A 19,081-nucleotide genomic window follows, 5' to 3' on the forward strand; every position below is an offset into this window, starting at 1 on the left:
ACTAAATTGGTTTTTCAAGTAAATCTAAAATTTGACGCGGTGTTACAACAAAGGTTTCCATAGGAAAGTGTTTTATATTACCGGTGATCAAATAAGTTTCAAAATTCTGCCTGGCACTCATCGTAACAGCATAAAAAACAATGTCTTTTGGGTCAGGCATAGGATCTAAAACATTTACCCCATCCATTTTTAAGCCTATTTTTTGTATTGCATTAACCGCAATATTGACAGCTTCCTTAGGAAAGCAAAATTTTGGACGGGACAACACAGCAAAATATTCGCTTATAATTTCTTCATTATAAATTGGGATGATTTTGCCTGCATACATATAGTTAATCACAAAACGAGGAATAGAATTTTCTTTTAAAAATGCAGAAACAAGAACATTTGTATCAATTACGGCGTACAGCGGCACTCTATTTTCCTTTTCGTGCTGCATCGATTTCATTATTAATTTCCTCAATGCTCATTTCGGAAACGCCATAAATTGCTGCACTTTTAGACATAGACTGCATTGCTGAAAGAATGTCCAGAGGAATTTCTTTTTTTATTAAAGTTTGTTTTGTATTTTCCAGTTTCATATTAAAAGGAATCCCATTTTCAGCAACACTACGCTTAAAAAATATACGTACGGCTGTGGATAAGTCTAATCCTAACTGCTCATAAACAGCAGTCACATCGTCTTTCAGTTTCTCATCAACCCTAATTTGAACTAATGTACTTGCCATACTTACCCCCTAATAATATTATAATATAAAATAATTTTTTTGCAAGTACAATGTAATGATAAAATACTAAAATTATCCGATAATACTTTCGATGTTTTATAATTTTTGGATCATTATCAGACAAGGATTCCATTCATCCCAGAGTGTGGGAAAAACTTCTAATTTTTTAAATCCTTGTTTTTTATAAAAGGCTATTGTTTGGTCATATTCTTTATAGTGTCCTTCATCTACCGTTTTTACCTGTATATAATCATATTTAGTTGAAGCAAATTTTTTCAGCTCATTAAATAATAATGTGCCGATTCCTTTATTGTGATATATTTTTTTTACTCCCATACAATGCACATCAGCACAATCTGAGCTTGATTCGGTTAATGTTATAAACCCGATAGTTTCATCATTTTCCTTTGCGGCCCATAAATCCAATTCTTTTGAATCATTGATATACTCTTTTGTGCTTTCAGGCAAGCCGAACCATTCAGGTAAATCCGTCAAAACATCTTCGACAATTTTTGCTTTTTCGTCTTTGTTTTCTATTTTTAGAATTTTTATCATAGCAACTCCTATTTTTTACCAGTATATTACCTTAAAGTGCAATTCAAGTCTAGTAAAGGATGGTGAAAAAGTAACAAATTTTTGAAACATCCCCGAAACTAAAAAACGCTGCGGCCATTCAGCGGCTGCCTTTTAACCATTATAAGGCACTATTAAAATAACTAAAATAGTGTTATAATTGTTCCTATAGTTTTGGGATATGAGAACATTAGGATATATTTATGACGGAATACAAGAACAATCATAATTTCAGATATGACAGCCTATTGCCTGAGCAAAAAGCGCGTGTTTATATAGATGCATATCTTGAAGATGCCGGCTGGACGGTAGTCAACCGGGATGAGTTTGTTCCCGAAGCGATAAATGCGCAAGCCGTCCGTGAAAATATCTTAAAAGGCAATAAAGAAGCTGATTACATTCTTTATCTTGACGGAAAAGCTATAGGGGTTCTTGAAGCAAAAAGAAAAGAAAATCATTTAGGCCTTGAAGTTGCAGAACAAGCGCAAAATTACGGAAATATTCTGCCCGATTGGATACGGGCATGGAAAACTCCGCTTCCGTTTATTTTTCTTTCAAACGGCGAGACCTTGCTCTTTAAGGATATGCACGACGAAAAACCGAGTTATAAAGTTCTCAAAAAAATGCTAACCCCGAAAGATATTGTTAATTTGGCCGGCGACGACATTGATTCGGAATATGCAAAACTTCCTTCTATCCCGGCTGTAGGGTCAAAAGGTTTAAGGGAATGTCAATTTGAAGCAATCACGAAGCTGGAACTTTCATTTAAGCAGGGATTCAAAAAGGCTCTTATCGTTTTAGCTACGGGTGCCGGAAAAACATTTACTGCTTGTACCGCAGCGTATCGGCTTTTGAATTATACATCCGCAAAGCGGGTTCTTTTCCTTGTCGACCGTAACAATCTTGGTAAGCAAGCCGAAGGCGAGTTCGGAACATATAAACTTACGGAAACAGGTAATCCTTTTTCCGATGAATACATTGTTCATCGTCTTAAAAGCGTTGAAAAAATAGGAAATGCAAGTGTCGTCATTTCAACTATCCAACGGCTTTTTGCAGTACTCACGGGGCAAGAAATAAACGATGCCGACGATGACGAAGAAACGGATAATGATGAAAACGCACCGGGGAAACGGATTCAGTTTACCGGAAACATACTCTTACCGCCGGATTTCTTTGACGTAATTATAATTGATGAATGTCATCGTTCGATTTACGGAGATTGGCGGCAGGTTCTTACTTATTTCAATAATGCAAAAATCATCGGACTGACGGCAACTCCGACACCTGAAGCTGAAGCGTTTTTTAATAAAAACCGGGTAGTAAATTACACTTTGGAAAAATCCATTGCCGACGGAGTTAATGTTCCTCCGCGTGTGTATAGAATTAAAACCGAAATTTCGGAAACCGGCGGCACCATTAAAGACGGTGAAAAAATCAAAAAAGTTTCCAACTGGAGCGGTAAAAGAAAAACGCAAAAGCAGCATGAAGATCGGCAATTCACCAAAACGGACATAGACAGAAGTGTCGTGATTCCGGCACAAATCGAAACGGTTGTTCAAGCATATAAAGATTCCATCTATGAGTCTCTGTACCCGGACAGAAAAAAAGATTGGACAATGATTCCAAAAACGCTTTTCTTTGCAAAAACAGAAAGCCATGCAGAAGACATATTAGAAGCAATCAAAAAGGTTTTCAAAAACGAATTTCCTAACAGAGAAATCCCCGAGCATTATGCTAAGTTGATTACGTGTAAATCCGGAAATTCAAATCAACTGATAAGCGATTTTAGGAATAATAAAGATTTTCGGATTGCAATTACCGTTACGCTTGTTGCAACAGGCACCGATATCAGGCCTTTGGAAATTCTTGTTTTTATGCGCGATATACATTCCGAAGTTCTCTACACTCAGATGAAAGGACGCGGATGCAGAACGCTCGCCGATGATAAACTAAGAAATGTAACCACAAATGCGGCCTCAAAAGACTTTTATTATCTTGTGGATGCCGTCGGCGTAACGGAACACGAAAAATCAATGCCGACTCCGGGCGGAAGCGGCGATATAAAAAAAGTCTTACCGCTCAAAGACCTTCTTGAACATCTTGCACACGGAGAATTATCCGATAATAATTTGGAACTTTTAGCAGACTATCTTTCAAACGTAAATAAAAAAGCCGAATCGGAAGATATTATCGAACTTAATGACTTACTCGGCGCTATTACCGTAAAACAATTGGCTGTAAATATTTTTGAATCAATCGCACCCGAGTCTTGCAGTTTACCCCCCTACAAAGATATTAACGAGCCGAACACAGAAAGAAAGATTTTGATTTCCCCGCTCATAAACAACGTAAAAGCCCGCAAAAAACTTTTGGAAATCAATGCCGGATTTATTAAAATTGCCCTTGAAAAACAGGATACGTTAATTTATGCAGGATTTTCAAAAGAACAGGCAAAAGAATATATTGCGACATTTGAAACCTATCTTGATGACAATAAAGATGAAATTGAAGCGTTACGGATTCTTTATAATCAGGAAAAAATCGCCATCACGTATACAATGCTTAAAGATTTGGAAAAGAAGCTGATTGCGTATAATAACCAGTTCAAGCCGGAATTCTTATGGACGTGCTATCAAACGCTGGACGGAGAAAGCGGAAAAGTAAAACCTCTAAACAGAGAAACGGAACTGGGCGTTTTTACCAATCTTATTCAACTGGTAAGATACGGATATAAGTTGGATGATGAGCTTGTGTCCCTTAAAAGGCGATTCGGCAGCTATTTCAACCTTTATTGCGGACAGGCTTGGCGTAAATTTACGCCGGAACAAATTGAAATCGTGCGGCAGATTGCAGAATATATCGTTCAAAACGGCTGTATCACGAACATTGAATTAAACAATGCAAAGCATGATTTGTTTGTAAAAGCCGTTCCAATCTTCGGAGCCGACAAACTAAATGCGGAAATGCAGACAATTTCAAAATACTTATTCTACGGAAAGGCAGCATAAAAATGGCAAAAAAAGAAGCAACACAAGCAAAACCGGAACAGGCTCTTACGAAAAAAGTTTGGAACATGGCGGATGTTCTTGCGGCAGCCGGTATCGGATTTACTGATTATATTATTCAGTTGACATATCTCTTATTTCTAAAAATGGATTTTGAAAAAGAATCATACGGTTTAGGCAGTGCACTTCCTGACGGAAGTAAGTGGAAAGATATCGTTCAACTGGATGGGCCAGATCAGCTTGCAAAATATGAAAAGATTCTGGAAGTTTTACAGGCAGCAGACGGACTTATCGGCGCAATTTTTACGGAAGCGCAAAATAAAATTGCAAAACCGGCACTTCTTAAAAAACTGATCGGAATGATTGATGAAGAAAACTGGTTCAGTATGGACGGAGACCTAAAAGGCGCAATTTACGAAAGTATTCTTGAAAAAAACGGACAGGATAAAAAGTCAGGAGCAGGGCAGTACTTTACGCCGCGCCCCTTGATTAATGCTATGGTTGATGTTGTTCAGCCGAAAATTACGGAGACCATTGCCGACCCGGCATGCGGAACCGGAGGATTCTTGCTTTCTGCGTATGACTATATGCGTAAACAAAGCGACGAACAGAGTAAAATGGAGTTCTTACAAACGAAGGCTCTTAGGGGAAATGACATTACGCCTCTTGTCGTAACGTTGGCTTCTATGAATCTTTATCTTCACGATATTGGAGTGGACACCACGCCGATTAAATGTGAAGATAGTTTGGAACACGAACCCGAACATCTTGTAGATGTAATTCTTGCAAATCCGCCTTTCGGTGCTCGGCCTGCAGGAAGCGTCGATATTTCGACCATGCGTTCCGATTTGATTGTAACGACAAGCAACAACCAGTTAAATTTTTTACAGCACATGATGGTCATGTTAAAGGATGGCGGAAGAGCCGGAATAGTTCTTCCCGATAATGTGCTTTTTGCAGATGGTGCTGGAGAGATTCTCCGCAAAAAACTTCTAAAAGATTTTAATCTTCATACGATTCTTCGTTTGCCGACCGGTATTTTCTATGCAAACGGCGTAAAAGCAAATGTACTGTTCTTTGAAAAAGGAAGCCCGACACAAGAGACATGGTATTACGATTACCGGACAGGGATTAAACACACACTTGCAACGAAACCGCTTAAACGTTCCGACCTTGAAGACTTTGTAAGCTGCTACTGTGCAGGACATCTCGAAGACAGAAAAGAAACGTGGTCGCCTGAAAATCCTAACGGCAGATGGCGCAAGTTTCCGGTTGAAGAAATCTTAAAAGATGAAAAGACCAGCCTCGACTTAAAATGGATAAAAGACGATACCGGTGCAGTAGATTGTTCCCTTGCCGAGCTTATGCAGACAATTCAAACCAAAAGCGCAAACATTGCTGCAGCTGTTGCCGAACTTTCCAAACTGATTGAAGGAATTGAAGAATGATAAATCGGAACGAAGAACAAAACTTTAATAAACTTTCAGAAGTTATAAACGAATACAACAAGCTGCAAATTTCTCAGCAGATTGATTATGATAAATTCTATTTATATTCGATTATCACACATTCAACGGCAATAGAAGGTTCTACCATAACGGAAATTGAAAATCAGTTGCTTTTTGACGAAGGGATAAGTGCGAATAAGCCGATTCACGAACAGCTTATGAATCTTGACCTAAAAGCTGCATACGAAAAAAGTTTTGAACTTGCAAAACAGCATACGCAAATCACACCGGAAATCCTTTGTGAACTTTCAGCTCTCGTAATGAAAAATACCGGCACTGTATACAATACAATCGGCGGAACATTTTCTTCTGCAAAAGGAGAACTCAGATTGGTAAATGTCAGTGCAGGACGAGGCGGAAAAAGCTATATGGCGTGGCAGAAGCTTCCGCAAAAATTGGAAGAATTTTGCGGTTGGCTCAATGCGGAACGAAAGACCATTGCAGAAAAAGATATAGAAGCTCAATACACTTTTAGTTTTCTCGCTCATTATAAACTGGTTCACATTCATCCTTGGGCAGATGGAAATGGAAGAATGAGCCGGCTCTTAATGAATTTTATCCAATATGAGGCTGGAATAATTCCTTCGATCATAAAAAAGGAAAATAGGGCAGAATATATTCACAGCCTCGCTTCTTCACAAGACAAAGATGATCCTGCGGAGTTCTTAGATTTTATGTTTTCGCGCCATATACGGAATTTGAGTGAGCAGATAGAAGAATATAAAACCTCGCTTGAAATGAACGGCAGCTGATAATGGCTGTTACAGGGAGATTATAACGTGAACACAAATGCATTACGTCAAAAAATATTAGACCTCGCCATTCACGGAAAGCTTGTAAAGCAAAACCCGGACGATGAGAGCGCAGCCATACTCCTTGAAAAGAGCCGTGCTGAAAAAGAGAAAAAAATAGCTTCCGGTGAACTGAAACGCGGTAAAAATGATTCGTATATTTTTTTCGGTGATGATAACAGGCACTATGAGAAGTTCGCAGACGGCAGAGTAAAGGATATCGAGGACGAAATCCCGTTTGCCGTGCCGGAGGGCTGGGCGTGGTGTAGGTTGGGGGTAGTGGCAGATATTGCGAGAGGCGGCTCACCGCGACCTATTGAAGACTTCATTACTGACAAAAAAAATGGTATAAATTGGATAAAGATAGGTGATACGGTTCCGGAAAGTAAATATATAATTTCTGCAAAAGAAAAAATCAAACCCGAAGGTAAAAAACATTCTCGTTTTGTTCATGCAGGGGACTTCCTACTAACAAATTCTATGAGTTTCGGTCGGCCTTATATTTTAAAAATAGATGGCTGCATACATGACGGCTGGCTTGTTTTTGCTGATATAATAAAGTATCTTCTAAAAGATTTCTTGTATTATGCTCTAAGTTCTAAGTACATTTACAACTCATTTTCTTTGGTTGCTGCAGGTTCAACTGTCAAAAATTTAAAGGCTGATACGGTAAAGCAAGTTTTATTTCCCCTTCCTCCACTCTTAGAGCAGAAGCGTATAATTACAAATATAGAAGCAATCTTTGCACAAATCGACCTGCTGGAACAAAATAAAGCCGACTTACAGACAGCCGTCAAACAGGCAAAGTCAAAAATCCTCGATCTTGCAATCCGCGGGAAACTTGTTCCGCAAGATCCTACCGACGAACCTGCAAGTGTTATGCTGGAAAAACTCCATGCTGAAAAAGAAGCTAAAATCGTTGCCGGAGAGATAAAACGCGGTAAGTATGATTCGTATATTTATAAAAATTCTACTGATAATTGTTATTATGAGAAGTTCTTTGAAAAAAAAGATCTTTGTATTGATAATGAGATTCCTTTTGAACTACCGGAAAACTGGCAGTGGACAAAATTAGGACGAATTTGCGATAAGCTTGTAGATGGAGATCATAATCCACCTAAAGGTATCGAAGAAAAAACAGAATATATAATGGTTTCTTCAAGAAATATTAATCATAACACAGTAGAAGACTTAGAAAATGTCAGATATTTAACGAAAGAGATGTTTGATGCAGAAAATTTGAGGACCAATGCTACAGCGGGTGATATACTTTTCACATCCGTAGGTTCATTAGGAAGAAGTTGCATTTATGACGGCCGAATGAATATCTGCTTTCAACGGAGTGTTTCCATTCTTAACACCAAGGTTTACAACAAGTATGTAAAATTCTTTTTTGATAGTAATTTTTATCAAAATTATGTAGCTGAACATGCTACCGGTACTGCTCAAATGGGATTTTATTTACAAGAAATGGCAGAATCTTTTATTGCTATTCCTCCAATTTCAGAGCAAAAAAGAATCGTTGCTAAAATTGAAGAAATATTTAATGCTTTAGACGATATTCAAAGAAATCTTGTCTAATTTTTTCATTAACTTATTGATAGTTCTACATATTTTGATCTGTTCATTTAACGGTGGAATTGGAATAAGAGTTTCTGCAATAAATTCTTTTCCAATCCTTTGTTGTCCTACAGCACCGGTGAAATTATTGATTCCTTCCTTTATGAAAGTATCTGTTTTTATAAACCAAAATACATATTCATTGAAAATATATTCATTGTTTGTTCGTAATATATGTAATTCTGTTGTTCCTGCCCCATATTTGTTCTTTAAGTTCTTAAAAATCACAGATTTTCTATTTTCAAAACAAGGTGTAATCTTTGCAATTCCAATATCATTATCCGCAAAATGACTAAATCCTGATTTTACAGTTTCCCATCTTTGCAATTCATAGGTAAAATTGTTATTAAACTCGGAATCAATTAAAGTCATTGGCACAAAAGAAATTTCTAAAGTATTATCCAATTTATTCTTAGGATTTATTTCACATATTGAAGAAATTTTTTGCCAGCACCAACCCTCCGGTAAATCAAACGGTATTTCGATCTGTTCTTCTGCCCCCTCGAACTTCTCATAATAACAAGAAATCACATTACAAGTATACTCTCTGGTAAGCGAGAGATCGCTAATCTTGTTTATTGGGAGGTCGTTATGGAAAACGGCACAAGTTTTGAAGAGTATTTGAAGAAAAGCAATCTTTCTCAGAATACTCTTACATCGTATTTATGGACAGTTAAATACTACACAGAACATTATGATTCTGTCAGTAAGGAAAATCTGCTTGCATACAAAGGCTATCTGATTGAGTTTTTTAAACCGAAAACGGTGAATTTAAGGATTCAGGGAATTAACAAGTATTTGCAGTTTATACATAAAGATCAGCTGCAGTTAAAATTTGTAAAAGTTCAGCAGAAGAACTTCCTTGAAAATGTTATCAGTAATGCTGACTATCAATTTTTGAAATCAAGCCTTAAAAGAGATGGAAATCGAGAATGGTATTTTGTCGTGTGGTTCCTCGCAGCGACAGGGGCGCGAGTCAGCGAGCTTATTCAGATAAAAGTTGAGCATGTTAAGTTGGGATATTTTGATCTATATTCAAAGGGCGGAAAACTCAGGCGGCTCTATATTCCAAAAATTTTGAAGGAAGAAGCCATGCAATGGCTGGAATCAATTGGACGTGAGTCCGGCTATCTATTCTTAAATCGCTTTGAAAAGCACATTACTACCCGCGGAATTGCGCAGCAACTAAAGAATTATGCCAGAAAGTACGGGATAAGTGAAAAGGTTGTGTATCCGCATTCATTCCGGCATCGTTATGCAAAGAATTTTCTTGAAAAGTTCAATGATATTTCCCTTCTTGCCGATTTAATGGGACATGAAAGTATTGAAACAACGCGCATTTATTTACGCCGCACCGCAAGCGAACAGCGGGAACTGGTTGATAGCATTGTAACGTGGTAAAAATTGAAACTGTCCAGAAACTTCAGTTTTTGGACGGTTTTCTTACTTTAAACGGCCCATCTTTTGAAAAACCATATCGGCAATTCCAAGTAATAATTCTTATAACAAACTCCTTACTGCAACTGAATTTGCCTCTGTTGCTAGCTTGGAAGCGAATGTTATTCATAGCTAATCTCTTTCAGTTTTTTAATAGTATCTTGATCTTTTCTCCATACATCCATTGAACCAAAACTATTTTGTTAGTGTAGTTGTGATAAAATCAAGCTGAGCAAACAGTTCTTCAATTTTGGCAACGATTCGTTTTTGTTCGGCGAGTGGGGGGAGAGGAATGAGAAAATCATTTATTTGAGCAAGAATAATACGTTTTAACGCAGAACCTTTTGCATCCTTTTTCATTTTGTTTTGTAATAAATCAGATATTAAAATATATGCTAGAAACCAAGATAAAATTTCATTTGAAGGTTTGATAAGAGCAACACTTGATAACATACTAAAAGGATAATTTAAAGTATTAACAGCAACTTCTCCAATAGTTCCGTCTTTAGTTAATAAGACATCATTCAATTCAGGTGAACATCTACTATAAATAGACTCATGTATTTCTTTAGAAATATACGTTGCATCATCTAAACAAATGTCTAGATTTTTTATATTCTTTGCTGTGATATAAAGAAAGTCCCCTGAAGCGCTATTCGATGGTGAATTATGCGTACCATCAGTAATTGGTTTTCTGCATACTTCGGGCAGTCTACACCACATCCATCCTTCCGGTATGGTAAACGGAATTTCATCAGAAATATTTTCCTCGCAGCCATCGGTATATTTTTGATAATAACAATTATGTCATATTCTTTTCGGTACAGGGCTCGTCTTACAAAACCATGCAAAGTGTGCCTGCCGTAATCAGCAGCGCACCGATTATAGATTTCACATTGATATTCTCGTGTAGAAAAATTACCGCTAATATCAATGTAATAACTACGCTTAATTTATCGATAGGAACGACTTTGGATGCTTCACCGGCTTGCAATGCCTTGTAATAACACAGCCAGGAAGCAGCTGTCGCCAGCCCCGAAAGAACCAAAAATACCCAGCTTTTCTTGCTGATATCCATTATTCCGTGTTGTGCATTGGTAATAAAAACCATGCCCCACGCCATTGCTAATACCACGGCCGTTCTTACCGCTGTTGCCAGATTTGAGTTTACTCCTTCAATCCCGACTTTTGCCAAAATAGAAGTAAGGGCCGCAAAAACAGCGGATAAAAATGCAAAAATCACCCACACCATTTTACTGCCTCCAATTCAAAAAGCTGCATAAATAGGATAATATTTTCATTGTCTTATGTCAACAAAAGCATTTTACACCTTTCCCATTTGTTCCGGTGCACTTTAGTTTCAACCGTTGCTTTGAAAGCTGTGTTACTTAACATCAAATGCGGCGAAAGGCTGGGGCTTCATTTGTACTGCTACAGTTTTAAATCGTCTATCGAATTAAGCCATTTTTCACACTCAGGGGTAACCGAAGCGATGCAGCCTTCTTCAAAGGGATTTTTTAGGTTTGCAAGTTTTAAAAGCTCCAAGAAGGGAAGGCTTCCGCCTGCCTTGCAAAGGCGTAAATAATCCTCCCAAGCCTTTTTGCGGTCGGCATTGGCTTTTACCCAGAACTGTAGGGCACAAACTTGAGCCAAGGTGTAATCTATGTAATAGAACGGGGAAGCAAAGATGTGCCCCTGCTTTACCCAAAAGCCGCCTCGGTTCAGGTAGCCGTTATCGGCATAGTCAATTGAAGGATTATATTTTAATTCAATTTTATGCCATTCGGCCTTTCTTTCGGCAGGGCTTGCTTCAGGGTTTTCATAGACCCAGTGCTGGAACTCATCGACTGTCGCTCCGTATGGGAGGAATTCAAAGGCTCCGGAAAGATGGGTAAACTTAAATTTTTCGGTTTGGTGTTTAAAGAACAGCTCCATCCATGGCCATGTAAAAAACTCCATACTCATCGAGTGAATTTCGCAAGCTTCAAGCGTCGGCCATCCGTATTCGAGAAGGCGTGCATTTCTACTCTGATAAGCTTGGAAGGCATGACCCGCTTCGTGGGTCATAACCTCGACATCGTGCTGGGTTTTGTTAAAGTTTGCAAAGATAAAGGGTACCTTGTACAAGGGGAAGCCCGTACAATACCCGCCGCCTGCCTTTCCCTTGGTTGAAAGTAAGTCCATCAGGCCGTAATCGGTCATCATCTTAAAGAATTCGCTTGTTTCGGGCGAGAGCTCATTGTACATCTTCTTTGCCTGTTCTACAATCCAATCAGGCTCGCCTTGTGGAACGGCATTTCCCGTAAGGTATTTAAGCCCGGTGTCATAATAATAAACCTTATCAAGCTTTAACCTCTTGCTTTGGCGTTTTTTTAAACTTTGAGCAATAGGAACAACAAGCTCGTAAATCTGCTTGCGGTATTTGGCGACCATTTCGGCATTGTACTCGGTTCTGCCAAGGCGGTCATAGGCAAGCTGAACAAAGTTTTTGTAGCCCAGTTTTTTTGCTATTTTTGTACGAACCTTTACAAGCTCATCATAGATAGAATCGAATTCGGCTTCATTTTCTTCAAAAAAGCTGTAGTAGGCCTTTGCTGCCGCCTTTCTTACCTCCCTATCCATGTCCTGCATAAAGGGACTTAATTGGGAAAGGGTTCGCTTTTCGCCTTGGAATTCGATCTGGGCAGAAGCTATGAGCTTACTGTATTTACTGGTCAGTTTGTTTTCGGCCATGAGATCGTCCATAATTTCGGGACTGAATACCTTTAAGGATAGATCGGTTAAATCAAAGATCTGATGACCGAATTCCTTTTCGAGCTCGGCTCTGAATTTGGACTTGACCATTTCTGCACCGAATTCGTTTGAAAGCTTACTAAAAAGAGGTCCTGCTTCATCATAAAAGTCATTCTCTTTATCGTAGAATTCATCCCTTGTGTCGATGGTATGCCTGACCGAGGCCAAAGAAGACATTGTGCTGTACTTACGGTTGATAGCCTGCACCATATCGATAGCTTCGATTTGTTCTTTTACCGAAGATGCTGCCTTAAATTTAGATAGGGCATCGGCAAAGCCCTTTTCAATAGCCTTCATATCCGGTCTCGTATAAGGCATTTCCTTAAACGGAACCAGAGGAAGTGTTTTTACTGTAGATGTGTTTGACATAAGTCCTCCCATGAAAAGTTTTACAGAACTAAGTATATAGAAGAATAAGCCTTATGTCAATTGAAAATAATTTTGAATTATAGCTTTATACTCCGCTATTGTTGAGGCTTGTACCAATTCTTGGCGGAGGCGAGAGCTGTCGGGTATGCCCTTGGTGTAGGCGGCAAAGCGTTTACGCATTTCGCGGCAGCCTTTTTCTTCTCCCTTTTCATCGCATAAAAAGACGAGCTCTTTAAAGCCGGTACGGATTTTTTGTTCCGTGCTTATTTCGCCGTATGTTCCATTGGTCAAGAGCTCCCTTGTTTGGGTAAAAATAAAGGGGTTTCCCATAGCACCGCGGGCAAACATTATGCCGGCACAGCCTGTTTCTTCAAGCATTTTTTTTGCATCCTCAGGTGAAAACAAATCTCCCGATCCGAAAATCGGAATTTGATAAGGCTTTGCAAATTGAACCAGCTCAGCAAGGATGTTCCAATCGGCCTTGCCCGAATACACCTGCGAGCGGGTACGGGGATGGAGGGTAAGCATTTTGACCCCGGCATCTATGGCGGCTGAGGCTGCTTCTTTCCAGTTAAGTTTGTCGGCGGTAAAGCCTGAGCGTATTTTAAGGGTTACGGGTATCTTATAAGGGGCCATAGCATCGTTTACGGCCTTTACAATCCTGTACAAAAGAGGAATGTCCGTCATCAGGGCTGATCCGGCCCCGTTTTTGGTAATCTTTGCCATGGGGCAGCCCGAATTTATGTCGATACATTCGGGAGAATATTTTTCGGCGATTATGACGGCTGTTTTTGCCATGTATTCGGGGTTTGAGCCGAAAATCTGTACGGCATAAGCTTTTTCGTTAGGTGCCCTTCCTATGAGGCTTTCGGTTTTATCGGAATCCCTCACAAGGGCTTCCGATGATACCATTTCGGTGTATGTAAAATCTGCTCCGCAGTCTACGCAGATGGAACGGAATGCCTTGTCGGAGTAGCCTGCAACAGGGGCTAAAAAGATGTTCCCCGATAAAAGAAGCCCGCCTATTGAGACGGGCTTGTAAAGCAATTCTTCCATGTCTTATTCAGGCAGCCGGAAGAGCTTACAGCTGTTTTTCCAAAGTTGATCGGCAAGTTCTTCAATATCCATCGAAAGCATCTCAGCCATAAACTTTACGGTTTCGATTGTGTTGGCCGGCATATTCCTTTGGCCTCGGTATACCGATGGGGGCATAAAGGGGCTTTCGGATTCTACAACGATGCGGTCAAGAGGGAGGACCAAGACAGTATCATGCAAATTTCTTGCATTGCGGTAAGTCAAATTTCCCGCAAAAGAGAAGTATAAAGGAAGGTTTAAAGCTTCTTTTGCATAAATATCGTCTTCGGAGTAACAGTGTAAAACGCCTCCTTCTTTGGGAATCCTTTCCTTTAAGATATCAAGAAGATCCTTTCCGGCTTCTCTATTGTGAATAATTACCGGAAAACCTGCCTTTGAGGCAATGTCAAGCTGGGCGATAAAAAGCTCAATCTGGGAGCGTTTATCCCCGTATTTTTTGCAGTAATCAAGGCCTATTTCTCCCACGGCCACTACATTGGGTAATTTTAAGCTTTCTTCTATTGTTTTTTGCCAGTCTTTTCCGGGAGATGTAACTTCAGAAGGAGATACACCTACGGCATGGTATACCGCCGGTGAAAACCTAAGAGTTTCATACACCTTGGAAAAGTCGTGGAGACTGTTACATATACTTACTATTCTCGTTACAGAGCCTTGTCGGGCTTCCTGTACAACGCGTAATTGCTCAATCGGATCGGAATAGATCAACCCGACATGAGCATGAGTATCAAAAATCTGCATATTATTCTTCCATGTAAAATTGATATAATAAATTTTTACCTATTAACTAAGGTAATATTACCGTCCTGTACAGGATAGCATAGAAAAGCTTAATCGTCAACTTAAATTTTAAAAATATCTTGCTTTTTTGATGATTTCGGTATATGATTATTGTATAAGTATATTTTTGGAGGTATATATGTATAATGAATGTTTAGATCCTTTGTGTATCGCAGCTCTTGCCTTGTTTTTAGTTATTTCGATTATTCATTTAATCAAGTGCTTTCAGCAAAGACAAAAATGGGCGGATATGACAAAATTTATGCTGATGCCGGCTCTTCTTTTATTCTTTTTGGCTTTCAGCTTTGTAAGTATTAAAACGTTTTCGGTATTAAATGTTTTAATAATAATTGCCTTGATTTTCAGCTTTTTGGGAGATGTTGCTCTTCTTTTTGATTGGGAAAAACAAAATTTCGCTCTTGGTATATTCTTTTTTGCAATTACGCAAATATCTTATATAGTTTTTGCAATACTCGGTGTTAAGGTCGATAATATTCCCCTTATCCCCGGAATTGTTACAGCTGTGATTTTTTTAATTTCGATTATCTATGCCGTAATGAGAACAAAAAAGTATTTAAAAGGGTTTAAACCTATTGTAATAGTTTACGCTCTTATAATATCATCGATGAGCTGGCTTTTTATAGTTTTTGCCTTTGCAACCCAGTCTTTAGCGCTTATATTGGCTGCTATAGGAAGTGTTTTCTTTGTCATATCGGATACCATGGTTGCAACCAAATACTTTTTGGGAGGCAAGGCCGGAATGCGCTTTCTTATTATGAAAACCTATATTCTTGCCCAACTTTTAATCGTATTAGGCGCAATAGGAATTATAGGAGCCTAAGAGCTTAAAACTTTTGGCTTGGAAAGCGGCAACGGTTAAGATTCTTATCCGCTGCCGCTTATTTTTTTGCAGTTACAACAGTAGGGTATTTTTTTGCAAATCGGTATTGCTATTTGTAAGAATATATGGCATAATTCTATTTTAGAAAAATGCGGAAAGACGCAAAAATCTAAAATGAGGTAAGATGCTTATGAAAATAGCTGAAAGACAAATTTATTTACAAAGATTAATCTCAAAAATGAATAACGGCATGATTAAAATTATTACAGGAGTGAGACGATCAGGTAAATCGTTTTTACTCTTTAATTTATTTTGTAAATATTTGCTAAAACAAGGAATTAAAAAACAAAACATAATAACACTTGCTCTGGATGACGCTGAAAATTCAGAATTTTTGAATCCTGAAAAACTGGCAAGTTTCTTGCAAAACAGAACGAATGATGAAGCTGAGCCGTACTTTATTTTACTGGATGAAGTTCAATTGCTTATTACTCGTGAAGAATTAAAAAACAAAGATTCTTTCGTTAAACTCTATGGAATATTAAACGGTTTATTGCGTAAAAACAATGTTGATGTTTATGTAACAGGGAGCAACTCCAAATTGCTTTCGAGTGATGTGCTGACTGAATTTAGGGGCAGAGGAGATGAGGTACATATAGCTCCGCTTTCTTTTTCAGAATATTATCCGGCTGTTCAAGGTGATATATATGCGGCATGGAATAATTATCTTATGTATGGCGGAATGCCGTATATTTTACGCCTTTCAAATGATGAAGAAAAAGTTCGTTATCTTACGCGTTTAAATCGTGAGATATATTTGAAGGACATCAGTGAGAGATATTCAATCTCCAATAGCTCCGGTATGGAAGAGTTGCAAAAAGTTATTTCCTCATCAATAGGCTCGCTTATAAATCCACAAAAAATAGCTAATACTTTTATTACAGGCGGACAAAAAGGAATTTCAGCACCCACAATAAAAGACTATCTTCAATATCTTCAGGAGGCTTTTTTAATCCAAAAAGCGGAAAGATATAATGTCAAAGGAAGAAAATATATAACGACGCCGGTAAAATACTATTATGCCGATACCGGACTTCGCAATGCAATTTTAGGATTCCGGCAATTTGAAGAAACACATCTCATGGAAAATGTCATATACAATGAGCTTATTTTCCGCGGTTTTTCCGTAGATGTCGGTGTTGTTGAAATAAATTGTAAAGAAAATAAGAGCAATGTACGCAAGCAACTTGAAGTAGATTTTGTTGCAAATCTTGGAAATAGAAGATATTACATTCAATCTGCGTTTGCAATTCCCGATTTGGAAAAAATGCAGCAGGAGCAATCTTCGTTGCTGCATGTACCTGATTCCTTTAAAAAAATAATAGTTGTCGGGATACAAAGCCCTATTTGGAGAAATGAACAAGGCATAACTATTATGAGCATTTATGACTTTTTACTCAATGAAAACAGCCTTGATGTTTGAAAGAGCTGCTTTATGAATAAGTTTTTGACTTCTTTCCCTATTTTTTAAATATGCACTTTTATTTTACCGAAAATATGCTATAATGCTTTTAGGTGGTATAAATGATTAGTGATGGACAGAAGATAAAGGCTTTAAGTAATACTCCTCTTTTTGCAGGATGGGATGAGGTTTACTTAAGAGACATAGCCGATATGGTAGGAATAGACAGCTATCAAAAAGGCGATATTATTTTTAAGCAGGATACACGTGGTGACCGATTTTACATTATTGTAGAAGGAAATGTTATAATTTTATCCCCTGAAGATAATTCCGTTCTAGCCGAATTTGTAAGTGGTGAAATGTTCGGTGAGACAGCTATGCTTACTCAGGAAGAACAAAAAGCCATAGCTTCTGCCAATGAAAATTCCATCATCCTCTCTTTCCCTAAAGACGGAATTCCCATGGAAGATGTTTTTAAGGATAATCCCGTAACTTATGCTCAACTGCTAAAATCGTTTTTGGTCATGGTTTCTCGTAGGACTCGAAAGGCTAACTCTTTAATAAAAGAAAACTCTCCCATTATGCAGGAACTGCAAAAGCAGGTTTATGGAGATAAGCTTACGGGACTTTTAAATAAGGCCTATCTTGAAGAAAATATTGCGGACTTTATGAAAGGCTCTTTTTCTCTTATTATGATGAAGCCCGATAATTTTAAGGCTATTAACGACACCTACGGTCACGAAAAGGGAGATGCCTGTCTTACCTTTATTGGCAATCACCTGAGCCATTTTTTAGATACGGATTCCGTTTTAATCCGTTATCAGGGAAACGAATTTGCCGTTTTAACACCTGATCAGGGTAGGGATGGGGCTGCAAGTTTAGCAGAAAAGATAAAGGCTGCGCTTGAAAACTTAGATATTTCTCCGGTAGTAAACAGTCCTTTTAAGTTGAGTATGAGTTTAGGCGTTTTATTATATCCCGATACGAAGATTGAAAAAACGGAATTTATAAAACAATGCTCCGAAATGCCCCTTATCGGACGAGCCCGCGGAGGCTCCCAAATTCTCTTTGAGGAGGATATAAATGAATAGCTCAAAACAAAGATGGCTTGAAATTTTGCAAAAAGCACGGCTTTTTGCTCATCTTTCGATAAAAGAAATAGAAGTCTTGGCTGAAGCTATGTTTTATTCCGAATTTGAAGCGGGCCAAGCCTTGGTTTATGAAGGTGAATCCGGCAATGAGCTTTTTATCATTGTAAAAGGTGCTATTTCCGTTTCGGTAAAATCCGAAGGGAAAGAAATTGAACTTGTCCGTCTTGGAGCGGGAGATTTTTTCGGTGAAATGGCTATGCTCGAACAAGAGCACCGTTCGGCAACCTGCAAGGCTGTAGAATCCACCTCCTGCCTTGTTTTAAAATCTCAAGATTTTTCTTCCCTTATTATAGACCAACCGAAAATCGCTTCAACGGTTTTGTACAATATGCTTAAAATCACCGGCGGACGTTTAAGTAAGACGGACGGCCTCTTATCGCAGATAATCCGATGGGGTGATGATGCAAAAAGAAGAGCCATTACCGACGAGTTTACGGGACTTTACAATAGAAGATATTTAGATGAATCATTTGAAAGCCTTCTTAAACGCTGTGTCCGTCAGCACATTGGTGTAAGTTTTGCTATGGTGGATATCGATCACTTTGGCCAGCTTAACAGAGACTATGGAGCCGTCTTTTGCGACAAGGTCCTGCTAGCCATTGTCGAAGTTTTTAAACGTAATTTTGATACTGACGATATTTTAATCCGGTACGGAGGGGATGAGTTTTCCTTTATTATCAGAGGAATGTTGGAAAGAGCCGAATATCAGTGCAAAAGAGTATGTACCGAAGTTAATGCTTTAACCTTTCAAGAGCATCCCGAGTTACGAGTATCATGCTCAATCGGCCTTGCCGTATATGACGAAAAGATGACTACACCAGAACTCTTAAAATTTTCCGATACAGCCCTTTATTCCGCTAAAGAGGGCGGCAGGAATAAGGTCTTTGTTTATAAAAAATAGGCACGGTTTAAGATTATTGTTAAAATAGCC

Annotated in this window: 18 protein-coding genes; 9 read left to right on the forward strand and 9 right to left on the reverse strand. The window is 38.5% G+C overall.

Features of this window, described 5'->3' with window-relative positions; all coding sequences use genetic code 11:
• Nucleotide 1: 1 nt before the first annotated feature.
• From HYB91_RS00185 to HYB91_RS00195, 3 genes are all read right to left on the reverse strand, one after another.
• Entirely contained in the window at nucleotides 2-448 is a 447-nt protein-coding gene (locus HYB91_RS00185) for a putative toxin-antitoxin system toxin component, PIN family (RefSeq protein WP_002673437.1), read from the reverse strand.
• Nucleotides 417-728, reverse strand: a complete 312-nt coding sequence (locus HYB91_RS00190) for a type II toxin-antitoxin system RelB/DinJ family antitoxin (RefSeq protein ID WP_002676237.1) — start codon at nucleotides 726-728, stop codon at nucleotides 417-419. The genes HYB91_RS00185 and HYB91_RS00190 overlap by 32 nt, the downstream gene beginning before the upstream one ends.
• Before the next feature lie 96 nt (nucleotides 729-824).
• On the reverse strand, nucleotides 825-1,283 hold the full coding sequence (locus HYB91_RS00195) for a GNAT family N-acetyltransferase (RefSeq protein WP_002676235.1): 459 nt from the start codon (nucleotides 1,281-1,283) through the stop codon (nucleotides 825-827).
• Nucleotides 1,284-1,504: 221 nt separating this feature from the next.
• Here HYB91_RS00195 and HYB91_RS00200 point away from each other — a divergent pair, with 221 nt between their 5' ends.
• From HYB91_RS00200 to HYB91_RS00215, 4 genes are read left to right on the forward strand one after another with little or no spacing between them, the layout of a single operon-like run.
• The gene (locus HYB91_RS00200) at nucleotides 1,505-4,309 is read left to right on the forward strand and encodes a type I restriction endonuclease subunit R (protein WP_002676234.1); all 2,805 of its coding nucleotides are present in this window, start codon (nucleotides 1,505-1,507) and stop codon (nucleotides 4,307-4,309) included.
• A gap of 2 nt (nucleotides 4,310-4,311) precedes the next feature.
• The gene (locus HYB91_RS00205; protein WP_002676233.1) at nucleotides 4,312-5,754 is read left to right on the forward strand and encodes a type I restriction-modification system subunit M; all 1,443 of its coding nucleotides are present in this window, start codon (nucleotides 4,312-4,314) and stop codon (nucleotides 5,752-5,754) included.
• Nucleotides 5,751-6,566 carry a Fic family protein gene (locus HYB91_RS00210; RefSeq protein ID WP_002676232.1) on the forward strand — a complete coding sequence of 272 codons (816 nt, stop codon included), beginning with the start codon at nucleotides 5,751-5,753 and terminating at the stop codon, nucleotides 6,564-6,566. The genes HYB91_RS00205 and HYB91_RS00210 overlap by 4 nt, the downstream gene beginning before the upstream one ends.
• A gap of 27 nt (nucleotides 6,567-6,593) precedes the next feature.
• On the forward strand, nucleotides 6,594-8,186 hold the full coding sequence (locus tag HYB91_RS00215) for a restriction endonuclease subunit S (RefSeq protein WP_253719558.1): 1,593 nt from the start codon (nucleotides 6,594-6,596) through the stop codon (nucleotides 8,184-8,186).
• On the opposite strand, the gene HYB91_RS00220 is transcribed toward HYB91_RS00215, so the two are convergent.
• The gene (locus HYB91_RS00220; RefSeq protein ID WP_044956526.1) at nucleotides 8,157-8,756 is read right to left on the reverse strand and encodes a restriction endonuclease subunit S; all 600 of its coding nucleotides are present in this window, start codon (nucleotides 8,754-8,756) and stop codon (nucleotides 8,157-8,159) included. The genes HYB91_RS00215 and HYB91_RS00220 overlap by 30 nt on opposite strands.
• 60 nt (nucleotides 8,757-8,816) lie before the next feature.
• Between HYB91_RS00220 and HYB91_RS00225 the strand changes: the two genes are divergently transcribed.
• Nucleotides 8,817-9,626 (forward strand): tyrosine-type recombinase/integrase, encoded by an 810-nt coding sequence (locus tag HYB91_RS00225; RefSeq protein ID WP_002673445.1) that lies wholly within the window; start codon nucleotides 8,817-8,819, stop codon nucleotides 9,624-9,626.
• A gap of 231 nt (nucleotides 9,627-9,857) precedes the next feature.
• Here the strand turns inward: HYB91_RS00225 and HYB91_RS00230 are convergent, their stop codons facing one another.
• From HYB91_RS00230 to HYB91_RS00250, 5 genes are all read right to left on the reverse strand, one after another.
• Nucleotides 9,858-10,385, reverse strand: a complete 528-nt coding sequence (locus HYB91_RS00230; RefSeq protein ID WP_002676230.1) for a restriction endonuclease subunit S — start codon at nucleotides 10,383-10,385, stop codon at nucleotides 9,858-9,860.
• A 112-nt stretch (nucleotides 10,386-10,497) separates the two neighbouring features.
• Nucleotides 10,498-10,914: an EamA family transporter gene (locus HYB91_RS00235; protein ID WP_002676228.1), complete on the reverse strand. Its 417-nt coding sequence runs from the start codon at nucleotides 10,912-10,914 to the stop codon at nucleotides 10,498-10,500.
• A gap of 179 nt (nucleotides 10,915-11,093) precedes the next feature.
• Nucleotides 11,094-12,824, reverse strand: coding sequence for a M3 family oligoendopeptidase (locus tag HYB91_RS00240; RefSeq protein ID WP_002676227.1), 1,731 nt, complete (start codon nucleotides 12,822-12,824; stop codon nucleotides 11,094-11,096).
• A 51-nt stretch (nucleotides 12,825-12,875) separates the two neighbouring features.
• Entirely contained in the window at nucleotides 12,876-13,880 is a 1,005-nt protein-coding gene (gene dusB / locus HYB91_RS00245; protein WP_002676226.1) for a tRNA dihydrouridine synthase DusB, read from the reverse strand.
• Nucleotides 13,881-13,883: 3 nt separating this feature from the next.
• The gene (locus HYB91_RS00250) at nucleotides 13,884-14,657 is read right to left on the reverse strand and encodes a TatD family hydrolase (protein ID WP_002676225.1); all 774 of its coding nucleotides are present in this window, start codon (nucleotides 14,655-14,657) and stop codon (nucleotides 13,884-13,886) included.
• A gap of 178 nt (nucleotides 14,658-14,835) precedes the next feature.
• Here HYB91_RS00250 and HYB91_RS00255 point away from each other — a divergent pair, with 178 nt between their 5' ends.
• The 4 genes from HYB91_RS00255 to HYB91_RS00270 all read left to right on the forward strand — a co-directional run bounded on the left by HYB91_RS00255 (nucleotide 14,836) and on the right by HYB91_RS00270 (nucleotide 19,051).
• Complete coding sequence (locus HYB91_RS00255; RefSeq protein ID WP_002667037.1) at nucleotides 14,836-15,537, forward strand: lysoplasmalogenase; 702 nt, start codon at nucleotides 14,836-14,838, stop codon at nucleotides 15,535-15,537.
• 190 nt (nucleotides 15,538-15,727) lie between these two features.
• Nucleotides 15,728-17,020, forward strand: a complete 1,293-nt coding sequence (locus HYB91_RS00260; RefSeq protein WP_002676224.1) for an ATP-binding protein — start codon at nucleotides 15,728-15,730, stop codon at nucleotides 17,018-17,020.
• Nucleotides 17,021-17,121: 101 nt separating this feature from the next.
• The gene (locus HYB91_RS00265) at nucleotides 17,122-18,090 is read left to right on the forward strand and encodes a GGDEF domain-containing protein (protein WP_002676223.1); all 969 of its coding nucleotides are present in this window, start codon (nucleotides 17,122-17,124) and stop codon (nucleotides 18,088-18,090) included.
• Entirely contained in the window at nucleotides 18,083-19,051 is a 969-nt protein-coding gene (locus HYB91_RS00270) for a GGDEF domain-containing protein (protein WP_002676221.1), read from the forward strand. The genes HYB91_RS00265 and HYB91_RS00270 overlap by 8 nt, the downstream gene beginning before the upstream one ends.
• The last annotated feature ends 30 nt before the right edge of the window (nucleotides 19,052-19,081 follow it).

The organism is Treponema sp. B152 (genome assembly GCF_024181665.1).
Taxonomy (GTDB): domain Bacteria; phylum Spirochaetota; class Spirochaetia; order Treponematales; family Treponemataceae; genus Treponema_B; species Treponema_B denticola.